The organism is Acinetobacter sp. 226-1 (assembly GCF_030329325.1).
Lineage (GTDB): Bacteria > Pseudomonadota > Gammaproteobacteria > Pseudomonadales > Moraxellaceae > Acinetobacter > Acinetobacter sichuanensis.
The window spans coordinates 229,322-254,254 of the sequence record NZ_JACANU010000004.1; the positions used below are offsets into that span (position 1 = coordinate 229,322).

Genomic DNA, 24,933 nt, shown 5'->3' on the forward strand with positions numbered 1-24,933 from the left:
TTATATGAAAGTTTTATTTTAAAATGCGCTTTTAAGATACCATTTTCTTTAAACGATAATCTAAAGTTGCACGGCTAATGCCCAATACTCGTGCAGCTTCTGAGACATTTTGTTTGCATTTATTCATCGCGGTCATAATAATTTCTTGTTCATATTGATCCAGAGAAAAACCATCTGCCAACAAGTCATCTAAACGATTTACAACAGTTTTTTGCTTGTGTTCCTGCTCATCAAGCTGTGGAAATAAGCTACTCAGTTTAATGTCTTGTTGATGGTCTGTCAGGAGTGTTGCTCGTTCCAGTAAATTTTCTAATTCTCGAATATTTCCCGGCCAATCATATTTCATCACAAAGCTATAAGCCTTATCAGACAAGCCTTTTAAGGTTTTTCCATATAAATTTTCAAAACGTTTGATAAAATATTCGACCAATAAAGGAATATCTTCACGACGTTCCCGTAGCGCAGGAATACGCACTGGAAAAATATTTAAACGATAATATAAATCTGCTCGGAAACGCCCATCCTTAACAGCTTGTTCTAGATCTTCATTCGTAGCTGCCACAATTCTGACATCTACTTTTCGGGTTTGCTGATCACCAACACGTTCAAATTCACCTTCTTGTAACATTCGTAATAGTGCAGCTTGCGCACGAGGAGATAGTTCAATCACTTCATCAAGGAAAATCGTACCGCCATGCGCACGCTCAAATTTACCCATTCGAGTTTGTGATGCACCTGTAAATGCTCCTTTTTCTACACCAAATAATTCAGCTTCAATTAAATCTGGTGGAATACAAGCACAGTTCACAGCAACAAAAGGTTCATTTCGACGCTGACTGCCATCATGTACGCCACGTGCAAAAGCTTCTTTACCTACCCCTGTTTCACCTTGCAATAAAATTGCAACTTTACTTCCTGCTGCTTTTTTTAATAAATCACAAACCTTGCGGTAGGCTGCTGATTCGCCCACTGCTTTAAACATGGTGTAATCAGACTCTGCATCCGTATAAATATTTTTCTTAAGTTTATTCAACTCAGCCTGTAAAGCAATTAATTCATCTGATACAGGATCGGGTGACATAAAGCGGATGAGTTCCTCTGAATTTTCCCATTCTGCTAATGGCTTACCAATAATTCGACAGCACTCATCTCCTTGAGCAACACAATGCGTTTCTTGATAAATAATCGTTTGCCCCATGACAAAACTTGTATAGCCGCAAGCATAACCTAACAGCATCCAACATGATGGCTCTTCAGCCATACCAAACTCGCTTAAATGTACCTCCGCTTCAAATGAGTTTTTCCAGTTAAAATCGGCATAAAATTGCTTTAAATCATGACTTAAATTCAGTTCATTGACTTCCACATGCACCATGCCTCGTATGCCGTGCATTTGTGGACCTGCCATAAAAGCTTCTATTTCATTTAAATTTGGACGTAATTTAGAGGTAACTTCAGCATCACGCATACCTGACTGATAGCCACAACGAATAAAAAAATGTTTTGTGCGCTCCCAACCCAACATTTCATATAAGTCTTTGCGTAAATATCCCATCATACTGGTATGCATCAGCAACATACGGTTTTCATCGAACCAAATTTGCCCATACTCAGTATCAAAATGGATTTTTTCGAGTAAATCTTGAATTTCTTTACTCTGTTCAAAATATTGTTTATAAGATTTTTCATCTTTTGTTCGCATGGCATCCCATTCCTTGGTCAATGTCCATATATAATGATACTGGTTTTAGTGTATAAAACTGTATGACCTTAGAAGCATATCAGTATACCTTTTGAGTATTTACTCACATATTGATTTAAATTTTCAAAATATAAGGCAGAAAAATGAATTTATTTTTAGATTGTGAGTTTAATGGTTTCGGTGGTGAACTGATTTCCATGGCATTGGTGGACGAACACGGACTATTTTTCTATGAAGTTTTAGAATGCCCCACACCTGTAGAATGGGTCAAGCAAAATGTTTTGCCTATTACTCAAAAAGCCCCTGTTTCTTATTCAGTTTTTCAGCAGCGCTTACATGATTATTTATTACAATATGAACAGATCAATATCATTGCAGACTGGCCAGAAGACCTTGCTCTTTTTAGCCGTAGTCTTATTTTAGCTGCGGGTCGTTGTATGATCACACCACCATTGACCATGCAATTATGGCTAGAACAACGAACAACTGCGGTTTTATCTGAACAGCCTCATTATGCTTTAGCGGATGCGAAAGCCTTACAACAATCCTATCTAAGTCTATAAAAAGATGATTTAAGATAGCTTTATATTTTTATATGATTATTTTTAAAGAGAAAGCACTTTAGCACTATGGTAAAACAATTTCACCAAGCAACAGATATGTTTAGCCCTGAACAGGGTTATCTCGGTTTTTTACTCAGACAAGCGGCTCATGCCTACCATCTCAAAATGGAAAAAGTCTTATTAGAATATGCCATTACTCCACCCCAATTTACGATTTTAAAAATTGTTTCTGTTTACCCAAGTTGTTCAAATGCAGACATTGCTCGTTATGCATCGTTAACACCACAAACCGTTAACTTAATGATCAATAAATTGGAAAAAATGGATTTGGTCACCAAAAATGCCCATCCACATAATAAAAAAGTTCAATGTATTGAAATCACAGACAATGCTTCAAAAGTTTTGTTGGATGCTACCGAAGCCATTGAACAGCTAGAAGACAAACTTGAGCACGATTTTTCTGAACAAGAAATAGCAACTTTACGTAAATGGCTTGCTTATATTCCGCACATTGAAACACCGTCACCATAGTCAACTCATCATCATTTTTAAGGTGATGATCGTTTTACTTTTTTAAATTTGCCTAAAAACTCCTGATCTCTTGAAAAAGACAGGGGTTTTTTAGCTTTTTAAAATATCAAATTTTATTTGCTCTCTCATTTTCATCATTTTTCTGTCAGATGATCATTTTTTAGATTTTCCTCAGATAATATTTGAAATATTATCAGCATACTGATAACTTAAATAGACAAGCTGATGACAATGCTTTGTCAGTCTTTTCACTTTTATTTTAAAAAGGATGTTTATTATGGTTAAACCTTATGGAGTTGTTGGTTTAGTTCCAACCATTTGGGGAATTAAAAGTCGTGCTGACATTATGAAAAATATTTCTCATTTAGAGGAACTGACCGCAGGAGCATTATGGTTAAGTTCCCTAGATTTGCCTGTAAGACTATTAGTACTACCTGAAGGTGCTTTACAAGGATTTAACGATGAAGCACTTGATACACCCATTGCAGATTTTCTTGCAGATGGTGCGATGGAAATTCCGGGTCCTGAAACTGATCGTTTAGGTGAACTCGCAAAACGCCATAATGTTTTTATTATGGCGCAAGCAAAAGTCAAAGATCCAGACTGGTCAGGCATTATGTTTAATGTGGGTTTTATTATTAATCCACAAGGTGAGATTATTCTAAAACATCACAAAATGTCTGCTCTACTGCCTTGTGAACGTTCAGCTTCTCCTCATGACTTATTTGATGCTTGGGTAGAAAAATACGGTTATAACTTACAATCGTTTTGGCCTGTAGTTGATACTGAAATTGGTCGCTTAGGTATTATGATGGCAATGGAAGGTAACTTCCCTGAAAATGGTCGTGGGCTTGCCATGAATGGTGCTGAAGTGGTTTATCGCGCTTCTCTACCGACACCTTTTACCCAAAATGATATTTTCGAAATTTCGAATCGCGCACGTGCTCTTGAAAATAATATGTATGTTGTTGCACCGAATATTGGCGGAATGTATTTAGATGAAAATACTTTAGCACCTATTGATTGTGGCGGCGGATTATCACAAGTTATTGATTATAAAGGTAGAATAGTTGGAAAACAAAGTGATGCTAATGGCTCAACTTATGTTTCAGGTGTGATTGACATTGAAGCTTTACGTTATCATCGTACGCATTCTCAAGTGTCAAACTGGATGAAAGATATTCGTTCTGAATGTGCTCAATTAATTTATCAAAACAATATTTATCCTAAAAATTTGTACCTTGATGGTGTACAAAGCAACCATGCAACGTATAAAGAGCAAGTGCTTGAGCCACAAATTCAAAAAATGATTGATTTGGGTATTTGGAAAAAAAGTAGTTATGATCTCTAAGTTTTGACTGACAAAACCTACATCATAATGACTCGAAGTGCTATCCATTCAATAGCACTTCTTCATGTGATTATTTTATCTAAATTCACTTGATTTTCCTGACTAATTCAGTCAACTTCTTATTTATTCATGTTTTATCCTATTCATTTGTACAAAAATATCGAGGTTTTGGCAGGAGCTATATCTTTATATTTTAATAAAATAATGTACTTAGCTAAAGGAATCAGCTATGTCTACACCTACTCAGACTGAACATTCAGCATTTGTATCGCCATTTTCGAATACCTTGTTTTCACAACAATCACTTATTTTTAAAAACTCGGATCTGGCTGAAACTCAACACAATGTCGCACATGTACTTAAACCTCATCGTTTAAAAGCCTGTTCGTCTTCATCGACACTTTCTTCAATGCACCATATTCGTTGTGGTCATTTATCAGTGAGCCGTTTGGAATATGGTCTAGACGTTTATATTGAACCCGACTGTTTAACAGATTTTTATCTCATTCAAATTCCTTGTGAAGGTTATGCTGAAATTGAATTTCAACAACAAAAATTTATTTCCTATTCACAAATTGCTGCGCTTTTATCTCCAGATATGCCTTTAAGAATGAAATGGAAAGCGCGCGCTCCACAAATGATTTTAAAAATCAGTAAAGATCGCTTATTGCTACATTGCCAACAACATTTAGCAAATTTTAATTTAACTCATCCTATTTTTGATCCAAAACTCGACTTTTCACAGGTCAGTGGGCAATATTTTCTACAACTTTTCCAACAACTTTTACAGGCAATTCATACAGATCATCATCCATTGAAGCATCCTTTAGCTTTACAACAATTTGAAGCAAATATTTATAATGCTTTACTTTATGGTCAAACACACAGTTATCAAGCTCAATTATCGCAGACCCAACAACGACAGATTTCACCGCATTTTATTAAAAGCACTCAAGACTATATTCATGCTCATTTACATGAAAATTTAACAATTGAAATCTTGGCACAACACGCAGGTATTAGTGTTCGTAGTTTATTTTTGGGTTTTCAAAAGTATCTAAATATGACACCTATGCAATATCTAAAAGAGTTACGTTTTAAACAAGTTCATGAGGAGCTCATTCAAGGAAATCAAGCAATTACTGAAGTTGCACTGAAATGGGGATTTACGCATTTAGGACGTTTCTCCCAAGAATATAAAAAGCGTTATGGCTATAGCCCATCAGAAACTAAAGTTAAATTTTTGCGTTAATCATTTGAGTTTTCTATTTTTTATAGATAAAAAAAGGAACTGATTGATCAGCTCCTTTATGGCATTTTAAACATTCATTATCATGAGTTTGGATGCTGTGCGGCTATGCGATATTTTCCAGCATGAAAAACCAATGGATCACCATCATTTTGCTGATAATGCTCAATTTCTCCAATAAAAATCAGATGATCTCCACCTTCATATTGGTTGACATTTCGACAGACTAAAGTAGCCAAACTATCTTGTAATATCGGTAAACCCAGATCACACATCTGATGATCAATATTGGAAAATTTATCTTCAGCACCACGCGCAAAATGCCCAGAAACCTCATGCTGATGATGACCTAACACATGTATCGCAAAATGTGGTGCAGCAACAAAATCGGGTAAACTCGGTGCAGTTTTAGACAAACTCCATAAAATTAAAGGCGGCTCTAAAGATAAAGATGAAAATGAATTTGCGGTCATACCAATTTTACGTCCATCTTGTCCTGTAGTCGTAATAACCGTGACACCCGTCGCAAATTGCCCTAACAAATTACGAATGTGGCGTGGTTCATTGACATTAATTGCAGCTAAACCTAAAGATGATACTGAATGATTCATAGCCATACTCCTTATGCCACACGATTTAAATCAGTGCCTTGTAAAAACTGCTGACTTGCTTCTGCATCAAACCACCACGGAGAAAACCCTCGTGGATCATCAAAGTTGTTAGCAATTTGTGCAGCAATGTGTTGGTTTTGAGAAGCAGCGACCAAAGCATCTATCATTTGTGGCTCAGGTGGGCGTAGCATACTATTAGTCCAGTCCACGACATACTGTGCATAATCCCAATAACGATCAAAGGTTTGCTGCATCCATGCTTCATCAAATGCTTGGTCAGCATGTGCTAAAATCGCATCATAATACACCTTGCAACATTTGGCTGCATTGTTTGAACCTTGACCAGTAATAGGATCATTGACCACTAAAGCATCTGCCATACCAAAGACTTTTTTACCTGATGCCAAAGTTAAAACAGGATGACGTACTGTCGGGGTAAAACGCCCTGCAATATAACCACCATCATCTGTTAATTCGACATTTTGGCAACGGTCAGCCTCCCACGGTATATATTTTTCTAAAATTTCTAAGCTTTTTGCCAAATGTTGTTCTGGTGTTTTAACCTCTTGCCAACAATCCATTGGACCATTTGGAATCCCTTCAAAGACCATGATTTCACATGGTCCACTGGTTGTGAGTGCAGGAAAACAGAAATATTCACCAACGTTAGGAATCAGGTTAAAAGCGACACGTGAATAAGGTGACATTGGACGCATGTCTTTAACATAAGTCAAAGCTAATGCACGTTGTGGTTGTTGAAATGGGCTACGTGTATCATCACGACCAAATTGATTGACAATTTCGCCCTTACCCGCTGCCAATAAAACAAGCTCATATTGTTCAGCGAGTTGTTCTAATTCAGCTAAACCTACATCTTGAATCACTAACTTTCCGCCACGACGCTCAAACTCACCCATCCATTCTGGCATTTTGACACGCTGATCCACAGATTGAGCATAGCGTTGTAAACGTGCGCTCCAACTAAAAACTTTCTCTTTTTTCTCTGGTTCTACCAACGTGACACTGATCCCTTCTACTGCAGGGCATTGCTCTTCCCACTGATTTAGACCTAAATCACGTTCGGTTTGTAATGCATTATGAAACATACATTGACTCGACATGACTTTGCCATGTTTAACCTGCTCAGCGGTACGGTTGGTATACATACTAACCTCATAGCCTTTATCTAAAAGCCCTAAACCAAGTTGTAAACCTGCCTGACCTGCACCTACGATTGCTATTTTGCGCATTTGATATTTCCTTATTCAATCCATGAAATTTTTGTTTTGGGTAAAATTAAGCTGTATTTACCTAAAAGCTATCGTTATCTAAAAATGATTAATCTGCTAAACGTGGAATTGCGGGTTGATTTTGCTCTGGTCCCATCACGCTATAACCACCATCTACAGCATAATCTGCCCCTGTCACAAAACTCGCAGCTTGAGAACTTAAGAACAGCACCACATTTGCCACTTCTTCAGGGTGACCTAAACGCCCTAAAAGATGATAATCTGCCGCCACACGATCTGCTTTTGCTCGGTCTTGTCCACTCACTTCCGCAATTACACGTGACCATGTCCAACCCGGTGAAACTGAATTTACGCGAATACCATCGGCTGCAAAATCCATTGCCATACTTTTGGTTAATGCTTGCATTGCAGCTTTAGATACGGGATATAACCAGCGACCTGTTTGTGCACATTGCGCTGAAATAGAGGTAAAATTAACAATTGAACCTTGTGTTGCTTTTAAGTCCGTATACACAGCACGAGTTAACTCTACAGCTGAAACTAAATTAATATCTAAAGCCTTGAGCCAATCTTGACGACTCGACTGAAATCCGTCATCTAAATATGTACATGCTAAATTGACTAAAACATGAACTTGCCCAAACTTTTGCTGAACTTGGCAAATTGCATCCTTAAGTTGCGTATCATGGGTTAAATCTGTTTCAATAAATAAAGCTTGGTCTGTATAAGCATCTGCGATTTTTTGCCCTGCTGGATCTATATCTAAAATCGCAACATTTGCACCTGTTTGTATAAAGGCATCAACCACAGCTTGACCAATCAGCGTTGCACCACCACTCACAATGACTGTTTTTTCTTTAAATTCAATCTTCATTACCAACTCCTATTAAGCGACTGATTTCTTTTCACTTGATGACCAAGATGGCATTAAGGTATTTGAAGGCAAAGATTCGTCTATCAATTTTTGTGCGGTTTCTACACCTGCAACAGGTAGACCTTGTGGATTGAGAACACCTAACTGAACAAGCACACTTGCTTGATCCCAATAAATATGTTCATGACATAGTTTTGGACCACGGAATTTGATTACACCTAACATTGGGATTTGTACTTTTTTACCTGTAGGTGCAATCCCCGGAATCAGCCAATCAATTTCTTCATCATGGGTAAAACTCATAATGAACTCGTCTACAACTTGGGTTGCTCCCACTGTACGAGAAATTGGAATCAGACTCATATCTTTAGGGTTTTGATGAACAAAATGATGCTGATAAAAACGTGACAGTTGCTTATAACCCACACCGCCTGTCATGGTTGGGATATGATTCACATAAGGCTCAGCCACCATGGTTGCCATGGTTGCAGGGACATCTCGTGTATCAAACTCATGGCGAATGTGTTCCTCCCACAGGGCTGCTAAATCATAATCAGGACCGATGGTTTTACGTAATGCAGCAACTGTTCTTTCATGAGCAATTTGTGCGGCAGTTTTATCAAAATGTTCACTTCTTGGACGAGCAAAAGCATGATCTACCTGCGGATAAACATAGACTTCTGTGCCTTTGATCTGCGCTAAACCCTGTTGAATGTCTTGGCGAATATTTTCAGGACAGAATTGATCCAGTTCCGCCATATGTAATAACAATTTGCCTTGGATATTTTGACTTTCAGCAAGTGATTTTTCGATCCCAACACCATAATACGCTACAGAACACGCCAGATTTGGAATACGACACGCTGCTAAATATGCCAATTTTCCACCTAAGCAAAAGCCAACCACCGCTTGCTGTGCTTGATCATCACATACATCTAAACTTTTTAAAAAAGCCAAACTTTCTTCAATATCTTGTACACCTAAATCTTCATCAAATTGTTGATACAACTCAAATGCACGTTGAAAATCTTCAGCACCATAACCTAACTCTGTTTCAGGTGCGATTCGCCAATATAAATCTGGTACTAAAACGCTATAACCTTCTTCTGCAAGTAAATCTGCCTTGTCACGCATGGCTTGATTAACACCAAAAATTTCTTGGCACAGCACAACACCCGGACCTTTACCATCTACAGAAGTTGCTAAGTAAGCTTTGTATTGGTTCCCTGTTGCGGTTGTCACTTGAATATATTTTCCTGACATTTCCTTCATCCTTGCTTGTTGTTTTCCACATCATGCAAAGATTCCAAATAATCAGATAGGACAAGAACTGCAATCACTATCCAAAAATTGCAGCTTTTATTTTTTTGAAAATTTATCTTATTTTTAAGCGATTGCGATATTTATTCAAACCATTTTCAGAATTTCATCAAATCATTAAAATTCAGTAAAATTCATTTCATTAAATCATGAATTCATCTTGATCAAAATACTCAAGTTTATTCAATATAATTTTAAGCTATTGAAATATATAATAATATAAAAGTTGGCACAGTTCTTGAAATGTATAGAGCAAATGCACACTTGCACCACTGAAATGATTTCAGTGTAAAAGACAAAAGGATGATCGTTATGAATCAGACCACTCAGGATCAACTCACCAAATACATTCGTGTTACAGGTGACCGCAATGCCAAATTTGTTGAATTTGATTTTGCTATTCAAGACCCGACGCTTTTTGTCGAATTGGTTTTACCGCAACAAGCTTTTCAACATTTTTGTGAAATTAACCAAGTGGTTGAAATGACCGAAGCACAAAAAGCATGGAATGACGCTCAGGAAGACAAATGGCGTTATGGCGAAGAACCCGATGTGTTAAATCCGATTGCGCAACACGCACTGAAGCAAGACCAATAAGCCATTTTCGACTTCGAAAATTCAGTTTCAAAGCAATTTAAGCCGTAATGATGCAGATCAAGAAGATCTGAGTTTTATCTATAAGGAGATCACGATGACTTTAGAAATTAAAACGTCCAATGTCGCGCCAATTCGCCAAACTTATGCGTATATCGAACGCCGTTTTGGTCATAAGCCTGCGACACGTTATCAAGAAGTCAGCTTTGATATTCAAGGTGCAGCCAACTTCCATTATCGTCCTTTATGGAATCCGTCAAAAACCTTAAATGACCCAAGCTATACTGCGCTACACATGCAAGACTGGTATGTATTTAAAGACCCACGCCAATTTTATTATGGGGCTTATGTACAACACCGTGCGCGTTTACAGGATGTGGCTGAAAGCAATTATGCATTCTTTGAAAAGCGTCATTTGGTGGAAAATATCAGTGATGAAATCAAACAAAAAATCATCACTTGCCTACTACCTTTCCGCTACGTTGAACAAACGGCAAATCTGCACATGATGTCAGGCAGTGCCTATGGTTATGGCACAGTCATTACCCAAGCCTGCATGTTTGCAGCCATGGATCGTCTTGGTATGGCACAGTACATTTCCCGTATTGGTCTATTACTGGATGGCAATACAGGTGAGTCTTTGCAACAAGCAAAAAATGCCTGGATGAATGATGCCGCTTGGCAACCTCTCCGCAAACTGTGTGAACTCAGCCTGACTGAACAAGACTGGTTCAAACTGTTTGTGCTGCAAAACTTACTCATTGATAGCTTAATGCAAAGCTTGGTGTATGGACAATTCGACCAACTCTTGGTTGAAAATGGCGCGCGTGATGTGGCAATGCTGACTGAGTTTATGCAGGACTGTTTAACCGATTTACGCAAATGGTCAGACCCTGTATTCAAACTGGCAATTGCTGAATCAGAAGAAAATAAAGCCCTGATCCAAAATTGGGTTGCTGAACTGTTACCACAAGTCCAAGAAGCTTTCGGTGCATGGGCAACTTTAGCCTTGAATGATACCGAAATCGAACAAGGACTGGCTGTGATTGCTGAACGCAGTAAAAAAGCAGGTTTAGCTGACATTTTCAATATTGCATAAGGAATTGCACCATGACATCAAAAGTTTATTTAGCACTACAAGACAACGACACTTCACGCTACATCATTGAAGCGATTGAACAAGACAACCCTGAAGCAACTATTCAGTACCTCCCTGCCATGATCCGTGTGGAAAATGTCGGTGAATTGGTGATTCGTGCTGAAACGGTTTCTGAAAAACTTGGACAGGACTGGGACATTCAGGAATTACAACTCAACATGATCACATTGGGTGGCAACGTCGATGAAGATGATGACACTTTCACACTGAAATGGAATTAAGAATTTAGGCAGCCTATACGCCACTGAATTTCGATATTGAACAGGATGATCAACATGAATACTGATGTTAAAAATACTAAAACTGCTGCAAAAACAGCAACAAAAAAACTCAATGCCAAAGACCGTTATCGCATGCTGACCCGTGATCTGGACTGGGATTTTTCCTATGCAGACCGCAAAGATGCTTTTCCATATGAAGAATTTGAAGGCATTAAAATCACCGATTGGTCAAAGTGGGAAGATCCATTCCGCTTAACGATGGATTCTTATTGGAAATACCAAGCGGAAAAAGAGAAAAAACTCTATGCCATTTTTGATGCCTTTGCACAAAATAATGGGCAATTAAACGTTTCCAATGAACGTTATTTAAATGCGATTAAACTTTTTTTAACCGCAGTCACACCGCTCGAATATCAAGCGTATCAAGGCTATGCACATGTAGGTCGTCAATTTAGTGGTATCGGTGCACGTATTGCATCACAAATGCAATCGATTGATGAACTGCGCCATGTGCAAACCCAAATCCATGCGATGAGCCATTACAACAAGTTCTTTGATGGCTTCCAAGATTGGGCGCACATGCATGACCGTGTTTGGTATTTGTCTGTACCTAAGTCTTTCTTTGAAGATGCACGTTCAGCAGGACCATTTGAGTTTTTATTGGCGATCAGCTTTGCATTTGAATATGTCCTTACTAACTTATTGTTTGTTCCTTTCATGTCGGGAGCAGCTTACAACGGTGATATGGCAACTGTGACTTTCGGTTTCTCTGCACAGTCAGACGAAGCACGTCACATGACGCTTGGTTTGGAAATTGTCAAATTCTTACTTGAACAGCATGAAGACAACGTGCCAATCGTACAGGAATGGATTGATAAATGGTTCTGGCGTGGCACACGTCTGCTGTCAATCGTCGGCATGATGATGGACTACATGTTGCCAAACAAAGTGATGTCGTGGAAAGAAGCTTGGGAAACTTATTTTGAAGAAGCAGGCGGCGCATTGTTCAAAGACTTGAGCCGATACGGTATCCGTATGCCGAAATACTCAGAAGTCATTGAAAAAGAGAAAGAACACGTTTCACATCAAGCGTGGTGGATTTTCTATAACTTCGGTCATGCAGCGGGCTTCCATACATGGATTCCAACGGATGAAGAAATGGATTGGCTTTCTGAAAAATACCCTGACACATTCGACAAATACTACCGTCCGAAGTGGGAATTGGCACGCAAAATGGAAGCTGAAGGCAAACGCTTCTATAGCGATGGCTTACCACAATTGTGCCAAATCTGTCAGGTTCCAATGACCTTTACTGAAATGGATGGCGACCCAACCATGTTCAGCTATCGTGATTCGATCTATAAAGGCGAGCGTTATCACACCTGTTCAGATGGCTGTCATGACATTTTTGAACGTGAACCTGAGAAATATATTCAGGCATGGTTACCGGTCAACCAAATTCTACAAGGCAACTGTGGTGGTCCTGACTTAGAAAGCATATTACGTGACTACTACAACTTTAATGTCGGCGCAGACAACTTGGACATCGAAGGCTCACCTGACCAAGAACGTTGGAAAAAATGGAAAGGTCAAACCGCTTAAATCATTAAGGAATAGAAGCCATTTCATGAATAAATTTTTTGGAATGGCTTCACAAGAGTTCTTTCAAAAATTACTTTATGTACAAAATGAAATTCACAATGAAAATCCCCTCTCCTTATTAAGGAGAGGGACACGGTTAGGAATTTTCAAGATGAATTCAGCCAACATTTTTTGATTTATGAAAGAGATCTATACAAGGACATTAGGAGTATTCTCATGCCAGTACAAGCCATTCAAGCCAACTACGAATTTGAAGCACGCGATCAGCAAAAAAATTACGGCGATAACATTTTAATTTATGTGGGGTGGGATCATCACACCCTGTTTTGTGCCGCACATGCCCTGCTTGTGTCGCCAAAACAAACGTTACAAGACCTGATTGATCAACAAATTACAGGCGGTTTTCATCAACATCCTGAGTTTGAACAAATTGATTGGGCAAATGTGCAATTCACCTTAAACCGTCAACGCATTGCCAATGATTTTTCTAAAACATTGGAAGAATTGGGCTTTGACCATAAATCACTTCTACGCTTCGTGACGCCAAATCTCAATGGCTATAACGGCAGTCATGTTTAAAGGAGCACGTGTATGACTTATCAAGTGACCATTGAACCGATTGGCATGACCATTGAGGTAGAGGAAGATCAAACCATTTTAGATGCAGCTTTACGTCAAGGTGTCTGGCTGCCTTTTGCTTGCGGACACGGTACTTGCGGAACCTGTAAAGTACAAGTGACGGATGGTTTCTTTGATATCGGTGAAGCATCATCTTTTGCACTCATGGACATTGAACGTGAGGAAAATAAGGTTTTGGCATGTTGCTGCAAACCTGAATCTGACATGGTGATTGAGGCGGATGTCGATGAAGATGACGATTTCTTAGGCTATTTGGTGGAAGACTACCAAGCCAAAGTCATCGAAATTAAAGACCTCTCACCAACCATTAAAGGCATTCGTTTGGAAATTGACCGTGCTATGCAATTTCAGGCAGGTCAATACGTCAATATTCAATTGCCTGATATTGAAGGCACACGTGCTTTTTCAATTGCCAACTCACCCAATGAAGAAGGCATCATCGAGCTGCATATCCGCAAAGTTGCAGGTGGTGCAGCAACCACTTATGTGCATGACAATCTGCAAGAAGGCGATGAAATTGACCTTTCAGGTCCTTATGGTCAATTCTTTGTGCGTAAATCGGATGATCGTGGTGTAATTTTCATTGCAGGCGGTTCAGGTCTGTCGAGTCCGCAATCCATGATTCTGGATTTACTCGAATCTGGTGATGAACGCATTATTTACCTGTTCCAAGGTGCGCGTGATGTTGCTGAGCTATATAACCGTGAAATTTTTGAAAATTTAATGAAAGAATATTCAAATTTCCGTTATATCCCTGCTTTAAATGCGCCTAAAGATGAAGACCAATGGACAGGTTTCACAGGCTTTGTGCATGAAGCCGTTGCTGATTATTTTGAAAATAAATGCAGCGGTCATAAAGCTTATTTATGTGGTCCACCGCCAATGATTGATGCGGCTATTTCTACCCTGATGCAAAGCCGTTTATTTGAAAAAGACATTCATACTGAGCGTTTTTTAAGTGCTGCTGATGGTGCCAATGAGCAATCACGTTCGGCATTGTTTAAGCATATTTAAGCCCACACTGAATATCCACTTTCGAATGATCTATTGCATGTCCGCTCTAGATCATTCGATCTAAATTTTATTAGCCGAAGCATTAGGATGAAATTGATCTAAACAAAATACTTACCGATAGCATAAAACGCAAAATGGTCAAAGTTTGATGTAAAAATCGGACAGCTTTTGCCATGCACATCATCATTTCACCGACATAAATAACCACTATCAAGGATTCGTTATGGTTACTAAAAAATTAGCACTTGCCGCTGTATTTATTCCAACTTTACTCAGCAGTCTTTCAGTTTATGCAACGCCCACAAAGCAACCCAATGTTTTGGTCATTGTTGCAGATGATTTAGGCTTTTCGGACATACAACCTTTTGGTGGAGAAATTTCAACACCTAACTTGAAAAAATTAGCTTCAGAAGGCGCTGTACTGAGTAATTTTCATGCAGGTCCAACCTGTTCCGTGACACGCTCTATGTTACTGACAGGAAATGATAGCCATCAAGCTGGGTTAGGCAGTATGGCTGAGTTTTTACAACCAGAACAAAAAGATAAATCTGGTTATGAAGGTCGTTTAAATCATCGAGTGATTACTTTAGCTGAAATTTTAAAACCAGAAGGCTATGCTTCATTTGTAACAGGTAAATGGCACTTAGGCGCAACAGAAGATAGCCATGCCAAAGCACGAGGATTTGATCGTTCATTTACTTTAATGCCAGGCGGCGCAGCGCATATGGATGCTAGCCAAATGTTCCCTGGTAATTATAAAGCACGCTACTTTGAAGATGGTAAAGAAACAACCTTACCCTCAAAATTTTATTCAAGTGATTTTTTCACCACAAAAATGATCTCATACCTCACCCATGACCGTAAAAAGGATCAACCATTCTTTGGTTATCTTGCATTTACAGCACCACATTGGCCTTTACAAGCACCAGATGAATATCTAAAAAAATATGAAGGTCATTATCAAGAAGGTTATGAAAAAATTCGTGAAACACGCTTAAAACGAATGATTGAATTGGGTATTGTTCCAAAAGGTACAAAAATTAATAATCCATTAATGGATGTCTTCCCAACATGGGATAAACTCACTCCAGCGCAAAAACAAGATCAAAGCAAAACCATGCAGATCTATGCCGCGATGATTGACAATATGGATCATAATATTGGTCGTATGATTGATTATTTAAAAAGTACAGGTGAATTAGATAATACGCTGATTTTATTTATGTCTGACAATGGCGCGGAATCATCAACACCAGAATCATTAGGCACAACAGAAGACAAAAATGGCATCCGTGAATGGGTAGATACCACATTTAATAATACCTTTGAAAATATGGGTAAAAAAGGCTCCTATGTCACATTAGGACCACAATGGGCACAAGTTGCATCTACGCCCTTGCCTTATTTTAAAAGTATGTTATCCAACGGCGGTATTCATGTTCCTGCCATTATGCGATATCCAAGTCAAATCAAAGCAGGTCAAATACAGACTGAAACGATTCACGTGATGGATTTTGTACCCACTGTACTTGAACTCACACAAGCAAAACGACCGACTCGTTTCAATGGGCAAGCTTTGCTGAATATGGAGGGTCGTTCTTTTTTACCTGTATTTAAAGGAAAGGCTCTACCAGAGCGCGCTTTAGGTTGGGAATTTAATACACGCCGTGCCTTATATAAAGGTGATTGGGCTGTGCAACGACAAGCTGCACCTTATGGAACAGGCGAATGGGAATTATACAATCGTAAATTAGATCCGAGTTATTTACATAATCTGGCAGCACAACATCCAGATAAAATACAAGAGCTTTCCCAAGAATGGCAAAAATATGCACAACGTGTTGGAGTCGTTGAAGCCCCTGTGCGTTATAAATATGGGCAAATGAATTGTTTTTATGATCAATGTATTCAGCCTGAATTTTAAAAAACCCTGTCTGAATAACTGATGTTACGCAGTAACTCTAAAATTAAACTTTGGAGTTAGAAAGATGTAGATACACGGAAACGTCATCCGCAACGTGTTTGAGGCAGGACTACTTTAGATAGAAATGTTTCTGCGATGTATTTATTAATTTGCGGTAGTCGACGAGTTTTGCGGTGAGGATCCTCAAAATATATTTTGAGTCCGCAAGATGGTTTTCTTGCAAAGCTTCGCTTTTCATTTTGCCGAATGAGAAACATCGTTTCGTAAGAGTAGGTCGAGCCTGAGCAAGTCAAAGTATACTTTGACGAAGTGCAAGACGCAGTGGCTGATCCCAAATTTAAACTTTAGATGTAAGACTCCGTCATGTAAATTTAGCTTTTGCTTTTTTCAGCTATTTAATTTAAATCCAATGCGTAACATCAGTGAATAAAACTCATCTGTTGGTCTGATATTTAAATCTAAAGTTCGTCTTAAGCAAGCTTAGGATGAACCTTTAGCATCACCCAACATAAAAATCCTCTTGAAAAATAAGTCTTTGACTTCAATTTTATAAGATTATGGGCAACTATTTTTCTCTACAAATCCAACAATAGGTCCCAAATTAAAACGATGATCACTTCTATGGGCTTGTGGAATATAAGCACTTGAAATTGAGCCATCTAAATATAATGCCTGATCAATTTTTAAATCATCTTTAAAAATTTTTGCAAAATCATAAAAACTGATTTTTCCTCGACTAATCACAAAATACAATTCATTGTTTTTAACGCCGACCCCATTGCGTATTTTTAATGAGTCTGATTGCGGTAAAAATGAAGTATTTATTTCCCCATCTATAACCAACATTGGACCCGATTGAGTGGCATAATTGGCTTTAAACCCAGAGCTTGCATAGTGCTGTGTCGTTTGAATCATTGCGTGTTGATCATTCCATGCCAACACACCATTAGGTTGCATAAAAAAGTTACCAAACCCTTTCTTTTGTGTATTTAAACTTGAAATTTGTCGTGAATTTTCAATATATAAACCCACTGCTGAATAATCTACATGATACATTCCTGCATTCATTGCAAAGCTTAAAACTTGACACTGAGGTAAATTTTTTGCGATTGCTTTAATTTTATTATACGGCTGCTGCTTTGTATCATTTAAAAACAATTTAAGCTGATTTAACTGGCGAATATGTACAACATCAGCAATTGTGTCATGATTTTTTTCGATTTTTATATATTCAGTTGTTGCGTGAACGCCAGATGTTGATAATGAAAAAATACTGAAGATCATCAATGAAATACGCTCAAACGGATTTAAAACTTTCACTTGCAATGCTCTTTTAATGTGCCAAACCGAATATTAAAAGTAAATGAGTATCAATTCATTATTTAGTTGTAAATCTTTACTTAATTCTTGCTTTCAATGCTGCACATTTAGTTGGGCTTCGCTATAATGTGACTATTTTTTCAATAAAATACGTTTGTACACTTTTATTGGAACAAAGTGGAATATGCAAAAAAAACGTTTAGTTCGATACCCGCTTGGTACACATCTTATTGTAAAAAACTTTGGTTATAGTCATCATGGCATTTACGCTGGTAAAGGTCGTGTCATTCATTACTCTGGTTTTGCACATTTTTTTAAAAAGCGTCCCATCGAGATCACAACACTCGATAAATTTGCACGCAATAGAAAAATCATCATTCGTTTATATGAACAACCTAAGTTTAAAGGACGCCATATTGTTCGTCGTATGCGCAGCCGTATGCACGAAAATAATTACCATCTCATCGTGAATAATTGTGAACACCTTTGTACATGGGCAATTACTGGTATTGAGAGCAGCCCGCAAGTGGTTAAAATGATGCACCGCCTGACCACAATCGGTTATGTGAGTTCAATGATGACCTATATGAATGGCTTATTTCTCACCATTGCAACGACCTGTTTTGCACTCGTCATTTATATTAAAATGAAATTGAAAGAACGTGCAAAAATGGATTTAGTCACTTATTTAGCATTAAGAGATCAACAAACTAAAAATAAATAACAACCGAACTATTCTAATATACTAATGCTCATTAATAATTGCATTAATTCTACTTGAGAATTACATTCTGTTTTTAAAAATATATTTTTCATATATGTTCGCATTGAACTAATTGTAATATTCATTCTTTGAGCAATTTTTTCTAAATTTTGCCGATTTACAAATAATTCACAAACCTCAATTTCACGTTTTGATAATTTATATATTTTCTTTAAAATATCATGTGATAAATAATACCTTTCTATATTTAACTGTACATTCTGTAAAGTTTCTCGTACATCTCGTTCAAAAGTTAACATGACCAAAGGTCGAATTCCAAAAAATGACATTTCTTTTTCTGATACAAGTAAACTAATTGTAAAGGAAAAATAATCATGGTTTTTATCAACAACTGAGAATTTAAGCTGATTAAACTGTTCTAACTGCTCTTGTTGATAACGAAAAGCATGTTCAATCTCATAGAGTGTTTTATTTAAAATCGTTTGATAGGTTTTAGGTAAACAGAGTTGTGTATTTTTTATTTGGATTGCTTCATTAAGTTTTAAATACTGTCTCATTTTAGGATTATAATGAACAACGTGCCCAGATAAACTAAGCAATATAATCGGCAATGTTAAACGGTCTATTAAGTTATAACCAACAATATTATCAAGAGATAATTCATATAAATGGCGCTGCGCACTGACAATACGCCTTAAATGCGGCAACAAACTATTTAGAAAATCAATCTCTTGAGCATCAAGGAAGCCACGTTTTTCAGATGTCGATATACTCCAAAATATACAAATTTTTTCATCCCAAATCAGTTCATGAGTCGCGACATATCTCAAGCCGATTGGTAATAATATTTTTTGATATAAATCAGAATTTTTAACAAATTCTTCCGATAGATGAGTATGACACTGATACCAACCTACTCGCTGAGGATCTAAAAACTGTTCCCATCGTGGATCAGCATTAATAGGATAACGTAAATAATATAATTCAGCTTCTGCATAATGTTTATAATCTAATATACCTACACCATTACTATAAGAGACTACATTAAAACTAAAATCTATAGCTTGAATATGCATATATGATGCATCAAAAATTGTTAATATTTTTTCAGAAAAGTTAATCCACCCATCTTTACACAATGGAATTTGATAAATTAAATCACATACTTCTTCATAGTATTTATCAAGTATTTTCATTGCTTTTATATTTCACAATATTACACATTTGTATGATATTGTATTCAATATGTTATTACAATTGACTTTATCTTAAAATTTTTATTTACAAAAAATATAATCATTATGATCTATTAAAATAACGTTAACCACATCACTTTTTAAAATAAAAAATTTACCAAATTTTTAAAAAATTATTTTTACATTTTTTTAAATAAAAATAAAAAAATACATATCTTTTTGATTTTAAATATTATAAAAATATTTTTATTAAAAAATTTACCACCTGTTAAAATATTTAATAATTAATTTAATTTAAATTTATACCATTAGAAAAATTCATAAGACATGACTAAAGTCTTATCCGCTATCGTTTAAAAACTTATTTTCATATTATTTTTTGTTACTAAAATCATTTATTTTTAATTATTATTTTGCATTTTTCTATTTGTTGAAAAATCAAAGTCAGTAATTCATAAAAACTCATCTTCATTGCATAATATTGACCAATTTCACGCTCTGTTAAACGATCACAACCATATAAACATGTTCGATCCCAGTACCAGATTTGCTGGGTATGCCGATGCAATAAATAAAAATTACCACCTGCATCGCCACCAATGATCCAAAATACATTTGGGAGATCATCTCCTATTTCTCTTTGCATCGCCAAAAGATCAAAATTTACATTTTTGGCATCAATTTGAAATAATGCTTCCAAAGAAATTTCATCATCAATTTCAGTCAAATAAAAGCTAAACTCATCTGAATCTGTAAAGATGATTCCATTTGTTTTTTTATAAAAATCAATATACTGATTTGGAAGACCGCTCAACTCATCAGAAATTTTGGTTAATATTGCTGATGTCGAGTTTTGTAAAATCACAGCCATATTTTTTTCTCAATATTTTCAAACCACAGATCAATAAAAAACCCAGCCGAAACTGAGTTTTTTAAAGCTTTAGATTTTAAACCAAATTTATTATTTGTTTGGTTTAAAACTGTCTTTCAAGTCCAAAATACGGTTAAACACAGGTTTTTCGTTCGTATGGTCATATTGATCTGCAACAAAATAACCTTCACGCTCAAACTGGAAACGATCTTCGGGCTGTGCTTGCGCCAAAGCAGGCTCAATCACCGCTTGAAGTACTGTTAAAGACTCAGGATTTAAGTGTTTTAAGAAATCATCATCTGCATCAGGTGCTGCTTCATTAAATAAACGGTCATAGACACGGACTTCCGCAGGAATACCTTTGCTCGCTGAAACCCAATGCACCACACCTTTGACCTTACGACCTTCAGGATTTTTACCTAAAGTTTCAGGGTCAATTGAACATTTCAGCTCAATCACTTCACCATTGGCATCTTTAATCACTTCATCGCACTTGATCACATAGGCATGACGCAAACGTACTTCACCTTCAGGAGTTAAACGTTTAAAGCCTTTTGGTGGCACTTCTTCAAAGTCTTTACGGTCAATATAAATTTCAGACGTTAAAGGAATGATACGGTCGCCCATATCCACATTTGGATGACGTGCATGACTTAAATCCATATCTTCAGGAAGATTGGTTAAAGTCACTTTTAATGGGTTCAAAACTGCCATACCACGCGATGCTGTATTTTCCAAAGATTGACGAATACAGAATTCGAGCATTGCCACATCAACAATACTGCCATCAACTTTGGTTACACCAACACGTTTACAGAAATCACGTAAACCTTCAGGAGTAAAACCACGACGGCGCATACCAACAACTGTAGGCATACGTGGGTCATCCCAACCATTGACATGATTGCCTTCCACCAATTTACGCAATTTACGTTTAGAGGTGATGGTATAGTCAATGTTTAGACGGCTTGATTCATACTGATGTGGCACAGAGGGTGACTTAACTTTCGCAACAACCCAATCATAGAATGGACGATGATCAACAAACTCTAAAGTACACAGTGAATGGGTAATGCCTTCAATCGCATCTGACAATGGATGCGCATAGTCATACATTGGATAGATTTTCCAAGTATTCCCAGTTTGGTGATGCTCAGAATGCAAAATACGATACATGATTGGATCACGCATATGCACGTTTGGTGATGCCATATCAATTTTGGCACGTAACACAGCTTGACCTTCGCCAAACTCACCATTGTTCATTTTTTCAAAACGTGCCAGATTTTCTGCGACAGAAGTATCACGATAAGGTGAATTTTTACCGACTTCGATAAAATTACCACGATTTAAACGAATTTCTTCAGGAGTTTGCAGATCAACATAAGCATCACCTTGTTCAATCAATTGAATTGCCCAAGTGTGTAACTGGTCAAAATAGCTTGATGCATAACGCGGTGCACCGTCCCATTCAAAACCTAACCATTTTACGTCATTGGCAATACCATCGACATATTCTTGTTCTTCAGCATCGGGGTTGGTATCGTCAAAACGCAGATTACATACACCATTGAACTCTTCTGCAATACCAAAATTAAGGCAAATTGCTTTTACATGACCAATATGCAAGTAACCATTTGGTTCAGGTGGGAAACGAGTAACAACGGTTTGAGTACGTCCTGCTGCTAAATCATCCGTAATGACTTGACGCACAAAGTCCAAGCCCGCCTGTTGTTCTTGCTGCTGAGCATCGACAGGTGCAGAATTGGTTGTCGGGTTCTTTGGCAGTTCTGAAACAACATCATTTGGCTTCATAGTTGATAAATCACTTCTATAAGTTAAAATAGGATAATAAAAATGCATTTCTGCGAATTGATACAAAAGAAATTCGCATTTTTGCTTGCCTTGTAGTTTACAGTTTGCTTATGCTTCTCTCAACCAAAAACCCATGGCTTTTTTAGTCATGATCAGGAGATTATAGAATGAGTTTTCCTCAAGTCGAATTAAACACCAATAAAGGACGTATTGTTCTTGAACTAAATTCTGAAAAAGCGCCAAAAACTGTCGCTAACTTTTTGGAATATGTTCGTGATGGTTTCTATGACGGCGTAATTTTCCACCGTGTCATTGATGGTTTCATGGTTCAAGGTGGTGGCATGGATGAAAACTTCAAAGAAAAAGCGACTCGCGATTCTATTGAAAATGAAGCTGACAATGGTCTAAGCAATGACATCGGTACTGTTGCAATGGCACGTACTCAAGCGCCTCACTCTGCTTCTGCACAATTCTTCATTAACGTTGCAAATAACTCATTCCTAAACCACTCAGGCAAAAATGCGCAAGGTTGGGGTTATGCGGTATTTGGTAAAGTGACTGAAGGTTTAGACGTTGTTGAAGCAATCAAAGGCGTGCGTACTGGTAACCGTGGTTATCATGCTGATGTTCCTTTAGAAAATGTTGTAATCGAATCTGCTAAAATTATTTCTGAATAATTTTTAAATCCTCCCCACCCCTCCTTTAATAAAGGAGGGAGTAAAAGCCCAGACACGAATGGATGGGAAGTCCCCCTTAGAAAAAGGGGGACTTAGGGGGATTAACTCGTAGAATAGGAAAAATAGTGACCTACTTGTTCATCGCTGATTTACATTTGTCACCTGATCACCCTCGACTCGTTCGGGGGTTTTTAGATTTACTTGAGCAATATCAAGACAAAAACATACAATTATATATACTGGGTGATTGGTTCAATGCTTGGATTGGTGATGACTATACTGCACCATGGTTAGATGAAATTATTGAGCATTTAAAACAATTTACTCAAGCTGGAAATAAAATCTATTTCCAAGTTGGAAATCGTGACTTTGTTTTAGGTCAAAAATTTTTAAATCGTTTTGGTGGCATTCTTTTACCCGAAATATATAGCTTCACTATTGGTACACAAAACATTCGTCTTGAACATGGCGATGCCTTATGTACAGATGATATTTCTTATCAACGTTTTAAAAAAATTATTCGTAATCCAATGATACTGGGTATTTTAAAAAGCACTCCTTTGAGTTTTAGACAAAAAATTGCCAATGGTTTTCGTCAAAAAAGTCGTGAATCTCAACAACATAAATCTTATGAAATTATGGATGTAAATGCTCAGGCTGTAGAAAAAGCCCTCAGCGATGTTGATATTCTAATTCATGGGCATACGCATCGCCCTGCGATTCATAACGAATTTGGTAAACAGCGGATTGTTTTGGGTGACTGGCGTCAAAATCAAGCAAAAATTTTAGAGATTAATTCAATCCGATTAGCAGATGATGATTTAAAAACATGGAAATATTAATTTAACTTTCTGAAATTTTTTTAAGCTGATTTAAATAAAACATCATTTTTTCATTTGCTTCCAAGCGACTTAAAGTATTTGCAATCCAAAAAGTACAAACTTCATTTTCATATTTTATTACAAACCTTTCATAAGTGATGTGTTGCCCTGTTGCCTTGTCTTTAGCAAGAAAATGATTAGATTTCTGTCCCTTAAGTAGTTGGCTACCATGCCAACTGCCACCTATACATATATTCATATAATTACTTTTTAAGATTAATTGTGAATACTTACTGTACACTATAAACATCATTATTTATTTTTTGTTTCACCCTATTATTAACCAATACTTAAATTGTAATAATGAAATTTTCTATAAATAAAAATGAATAGATGCCAGTTTGAGTGATTTTTGATCGCAATTTATTACAGTTACAATAACTATAAACTGAGTATCAAGCTTAATCACATATAAAATATAGGCGATATAGAATGAAAATAAATACCTAAAAAAGGTTATTTTTCTTTGAATTTTTATATATTTTAAAATAAAGTTTATTTTTTATTCTTACTTAAGCACTAACCAATTACCATGTATAAAAAATTAAAGGCTTCACAATCGAAGCCTTTCACAGTACTTTTACAGCATATGCATAGCAATCACTGTCACCAATAAAATGAGAGCTAAAAACAAATAAGTGTCTACCGTATTAAAACTTTTTATGAATTTCCACATAGCCGATCTACAAAAAAATTTCGCATATTTTAATTAATTTCAAAAAAAATGCAAACCAGTTATCATTTCAAACCCAAAAAAGCTAAATTATTTTATCCATTTTACTGCACCACAAAAAACATCTTTTGATAGGTTTACAGCAGTATGTATAAAGATGATTCTATTCATT

Annotated in this window: 24 protein-coding genes; 14 read left to right on the top strand and 10 right to left on the bottom strand. The window is 36.9% G+C overall.

The window, feature by feature from the left end; all coding sequences use genetic code 11:
• Window positions 1-31: 31 nt before the first annotated feature.
• Window positions 32-1,702, bottom strand: coding sequence for a phenol degradation transcriptional regulator MobR (gene mobR / locus HX124_RS09755; RefSeq protein WP_286382492.1), 1,671 nt, complete (start codon window positions 1,700-1,702; stop codon window positions 32-34).
• 143 nt (window positions 1,703-1,845) lie between these two features.
• Between mobR and HX124_RS09760 the strand changes: the two genes are divergently transcribed.
• The 4 genes from HX124_RS09760 (at window position 1,846) to HX124_RS09775 (ending at window position 5,399) form a co-directional block, all read left to right on the top strand.
• The gene (locus HX124_RS09760; RefSeq protein ID WP_107008810.1) at window positions 1,846-2,265 is read left to right on the top strand and encodes a hypothetical protein; all 420 of its coding nucleotides are present in this window, start codon (window positions 1,846-1,848) and stop codon (window positions 2,263-2,265) included.
• A 66-nt stretch (window positions 2,266-2,331) separates the two neighbouring features.
• Window positions 2,332-2,796 carry a MarR family winged helix-turn-helix transcriptional regulator gene (locus tag HX124_RS09765; RefSeq protein ID WP_286382494.1) on the top strand — a complete coding sequence of 155 codons (465 nt, stop codon included), beginning with the start codon at window positions 2,332-2,334 and terminating at the stop codon, window positions 2,794-2,796.
• A gap of 277 nt (window positions 2,797-3,073) precedes the next feature.
• Window positions 3,074-4,147, top strand: a complete 1,074-nt coding sequence (locus HX124_RS09770) for a nitrilase-related carbon-nitrogen hydrolase (protein ID WP_286382496.1) — start codon at window positions 3,074-3,076, stop codon at window positions 4,145-4,147.
• Window positions 4,148-4,376: 229 nt separating this feature from the next.
• Complete coding sequence (locus tag HX124_RS09775; protein ID WP_174492785.1) at window positions 4,377-5,399, top strand: AraC family transcriptional regulator; 1,023 nt, start codon at window positions 4,377-4,379, stop codon at window positions 5,397-5,399.
• An 80-nt stretch (window positions 5,400-5,479) separates the two neighbouring features.
• Here HX124_RS09775 and HX124_RS09780 read toward each other — a convergent pair whose 3' ends face one another.
• The 4 genes from HX124_RS09780 to HX124_RS09795 all read right to left on the bottom strand — a co-directional run bounded on the left by HX124_RS09780 (window position 5,480) and on the right by HX124_RS09795 (window position 9,394).
• A complete protein-coding gene (locus HX124_RS09780; protein ID WP_286382498.1) occupies window positions 5,480-6,007 on the bottom strand; it encodes a flavin reductase family protein in 528 nt (175 codons plus the stop codon).
• A gap of 11 nt (window positions 6,008-6,018) precedes the next feature.
• Window positions 6,019-7,257, bottom strand: coding sequence for a styrene monooxygenase/indole monooxygenase family protein (locus tag HX124_RS09785; RefSeq protein ID WP_286382499.1), 1,239 nt, complete (start codon window positions 7,255-7,257; stop codon window positions 6,019-6,021).
• Between the two features lie 88 nt (window positions 7,258-7,345).
• Complete coding sequence (locus HX124_RS09790) at window positions 7,346-8,131, bottom strand: SDR family oxidoreductase (RefSeq protein ID WP_286382501.1); 786 nt, start codon at window positions 8,129-8,131, stop codon at window positions 7,346-7,348.
• Window positions 8,132-8,143: 12 nt separating this feature from the next.
• Window positions 8,144-9,394 (bottom strand): dienelactone hydrolase family protein, encoded by a 1,251-nt coding sequence (locus HX124_RS09795; RefSeq protein WP_107008817.1) that lies wholly within the window; start codon window positions 9,392-9,394, stop codon window positions 8,144-8,146.
• 369 nt (window positions 9,395-9,763) lie between these two features.
• On the opposite strand from HX124_RS09795, the gene HX124_RS09800 reads away from it, so the two are divergent.
• The 7 genes from HX124_RS09800 (at window position 9,764) to HX124_RS09830 (ending at window position 16,604) form a co-directional block, all read left to right on the top strand.
• The gene (locus HX124_RS09800; RefSeq protein WP_107008818.1) at window positions 9,764-10,048 is read left to right on the top strand and encodes a phenol hydroxylase subunit; all 285 of its coding nucleotides are present in this window, start codon (window positions 9,764-9,766) and stop codon (window positions 10,046-10,048) included.
• 94 nt (window positions 10,049-10,142) lie between these two features.
• Complete coding sequence (locus tag HX124_RS09805; protein ID WP_286382503.1) at window positions 10,143-11,144, top strand: aromatic/alkene monooxygenase hydroxylase subunit beta; 1,002 nt, start codon at window positions 10,143-10,145, stop codon at window positions 11,142-11,144.
• Window positions 11,145-11,155: 11 nt separating this feature from the next.
• Window positions 11,156-11,425 carry an MmoB/DmpM family protein gene (locus HX124_RS09810; protein ID WP_286382505.1) on the top strand — a complete coding sequence of 90 codons (270 nt, stop codon included), beginning with the start codon at window positions 11,156-11,158 and terminating at the stop codon, window positions 11,423-11,425.
• A gap of 54 nt (window positions 11,426-11,479) precedes the next feature.
• On the top strand, window positions 11,480-13,027 hold the full coding sequence (locus HX124_RS09815; protein ID WP_286382507.1) for an aromatic/alkene/methane monooxygenase hydroxylase/oxygenase subunit alpha: 1,548 nt from the start codon (window positions 11,480-11,482) through the stop codon (window positions 13,025-13,027).
• A 216-nt stretch (window positions 13,028-13,243) separates the two neighbouring features.
• Window positions 13,244-13,606 carry a phenol hydroxylase subunit P4 gene (locus HX124_RS09820; RefSeq protein WP_107008822.1) on the top strand — a complete coding sequence of 121 codons (363 nt, stop codon included), beginning with the start codon at window positions 13,244-13,246 and terminating at the stop codon, window positions 13,604-13,606.
• Between the two features lie 12 nt (window positions 13,607-13,618).
• Window positions 13,619-14,680 (top strand): NADH:ubiquinone reductase (Na(+)-transporting) subunit F, encoded by a 1,062-nt coding sequence (locus HX124_RS09825; protein WP_107008823.1) that lies wholly within the window; start codon window positions 13,619-13,621, stop codon window positions 14,678-14,680.
• 223 nt (window positions 14,681-14,903) lie between these two features.
• Entirely contained in the window at window positions 14,904-16,604 is a 1,701-nt protein-coding gene (locus tag HX124_RS09830) for an arylsulfatase (protein WP_286382511.1), read from the top strand.
• A gap of 555 nt (window positions 16,605-17,159) precedes the next feature.
• Here the strand turns inward: HX124_RS09830 and HX124_RS09835 are convergent.
• A complete protein-coding gene (locus HX124_RS09835; RefSeq protein WP_286382572.1) occupies window positions 17,160-17,888 on the bottom strand; it encodes a phosphodiester glycosidase family protein in 729 nt (242 codons plus the stop codon).
• Window positions 17,889-18,108: 220 nt separating this feature from the next.
• On the opposite strand from HX124_RS09835, the gene HX124_RS09840 reads away from it, so the two are divergent.
• Window positions 18,109-18,648 carry a lecithin retinol acyltransferase family protein gene (locus HX124_RS09840; protein ID WP_107008825.1) on the top strand — a complete coding sequence of 180 codons (540 nt, stop codon included), beginning with the start codon at window positions 18,109-18,111 and terminating at the stop codon, window positions 18,646-18,648.
• An 8-nt stretch (window positions 18,649-18,656) separates the two neighbouring features.
• On the opposite strand, the gene HX124_RS09845 is transcribed toward HX124_RS09840, so the two are convergent.
• The 3 genes from HX124_RS09845 to HX124_RS09855 all read right to left on the bottom strand — a co-directional run bounded on the left by HX124_RS09845 (window position 18,657) and on the right by HX124_RS09855 (window position 22,530).
• Window positions 18,657-19,844, bottom strand: a complete 1,188-nt coding sequence (locus tag HX124_RS09845) for a helix-turn-helix transcriptional regulator (protein WP_286382513.1) — start codon at window positions 19,842-19,844, stop codon at window positions 18,657-18,659.
• Between the two features lie 391 nt (window positions 19,845-20,235).
• Window positions 20,236-20,715 carry an SMI1/KNR4 family protein gene (locus HX124_RS09850; protein WP_107008827.1) on the bottom strand — a complete coding sequence of 160 codons (480 nt, stop codon included), beginning with the start codon at window positions 20,713-20,715 and terminating at the stop codon, window positions 20,236-20,238.
• Window positions 20,716-20,805: 90 nt separating this feature from the next.
• Window positions 20,806-22,530 (bottom strand): glutamine--tRNA ligase/YqeY domain fusion protein, encoded by a 1,725-nt coding sequence (locus HX124_RS09855; RefSeq protein WP_286382516.1) that lies wholly within the window; start codon window positions 22,528-22,530, stop codon window positions 20,806-20,808.
• A gap of 167 nt (window positions 22,531-22,697) precedes the next feature.
• On the opposite strand from HX124_RS09855, the gene HX124_RS09860 reads away from it, so the two are divergent.
• The gene (locus HX124_RS09860; RefSeq protein ID WP_286382518.1) at window positions 22,698-23,207 is read left to right on the top strand and encodes a peptidylprolyl isomerase; all 510 of its coding nucleotides are present in this window, start codon (window positions 22,698-22,700) and stop codon (window positions 23,205-23,207) included.
• 125 nt (window positions 23,208-23,332) lie between these two features.
• The gene (locus HX124_RS09865; protein ID WP_286382520.1) at window positions 23,333-24,049 is read left to right on the top strand and encodes a UDP-2,3-diacylglucosamine diphosphatase; all 717 of its coding nucleotides are present in this window, start codon (window positions 23,333-23,335) and stop codon (window positions 24,047-24,049) included.
• A gap of 1 nt (window position 24,050) precedes the next feature.
• Here the strand turns inward: HX124_RS09865 and HX124_RS09870 are convergent, their stop codons facing one another.
• Window positions 24,051-24,287, bottom strand: a complete 237-nt coding sequence (locus HX124_RS09870) for a hypothetical protein (RefSeq protein ID WP_147305722.1) — start codon at window positions 24,285-24,287, stop codon at window positions 24,051-24,053.
• Between the last annotated feature and the right edge of the window lie 646 nt (window positions 24,288-24,933).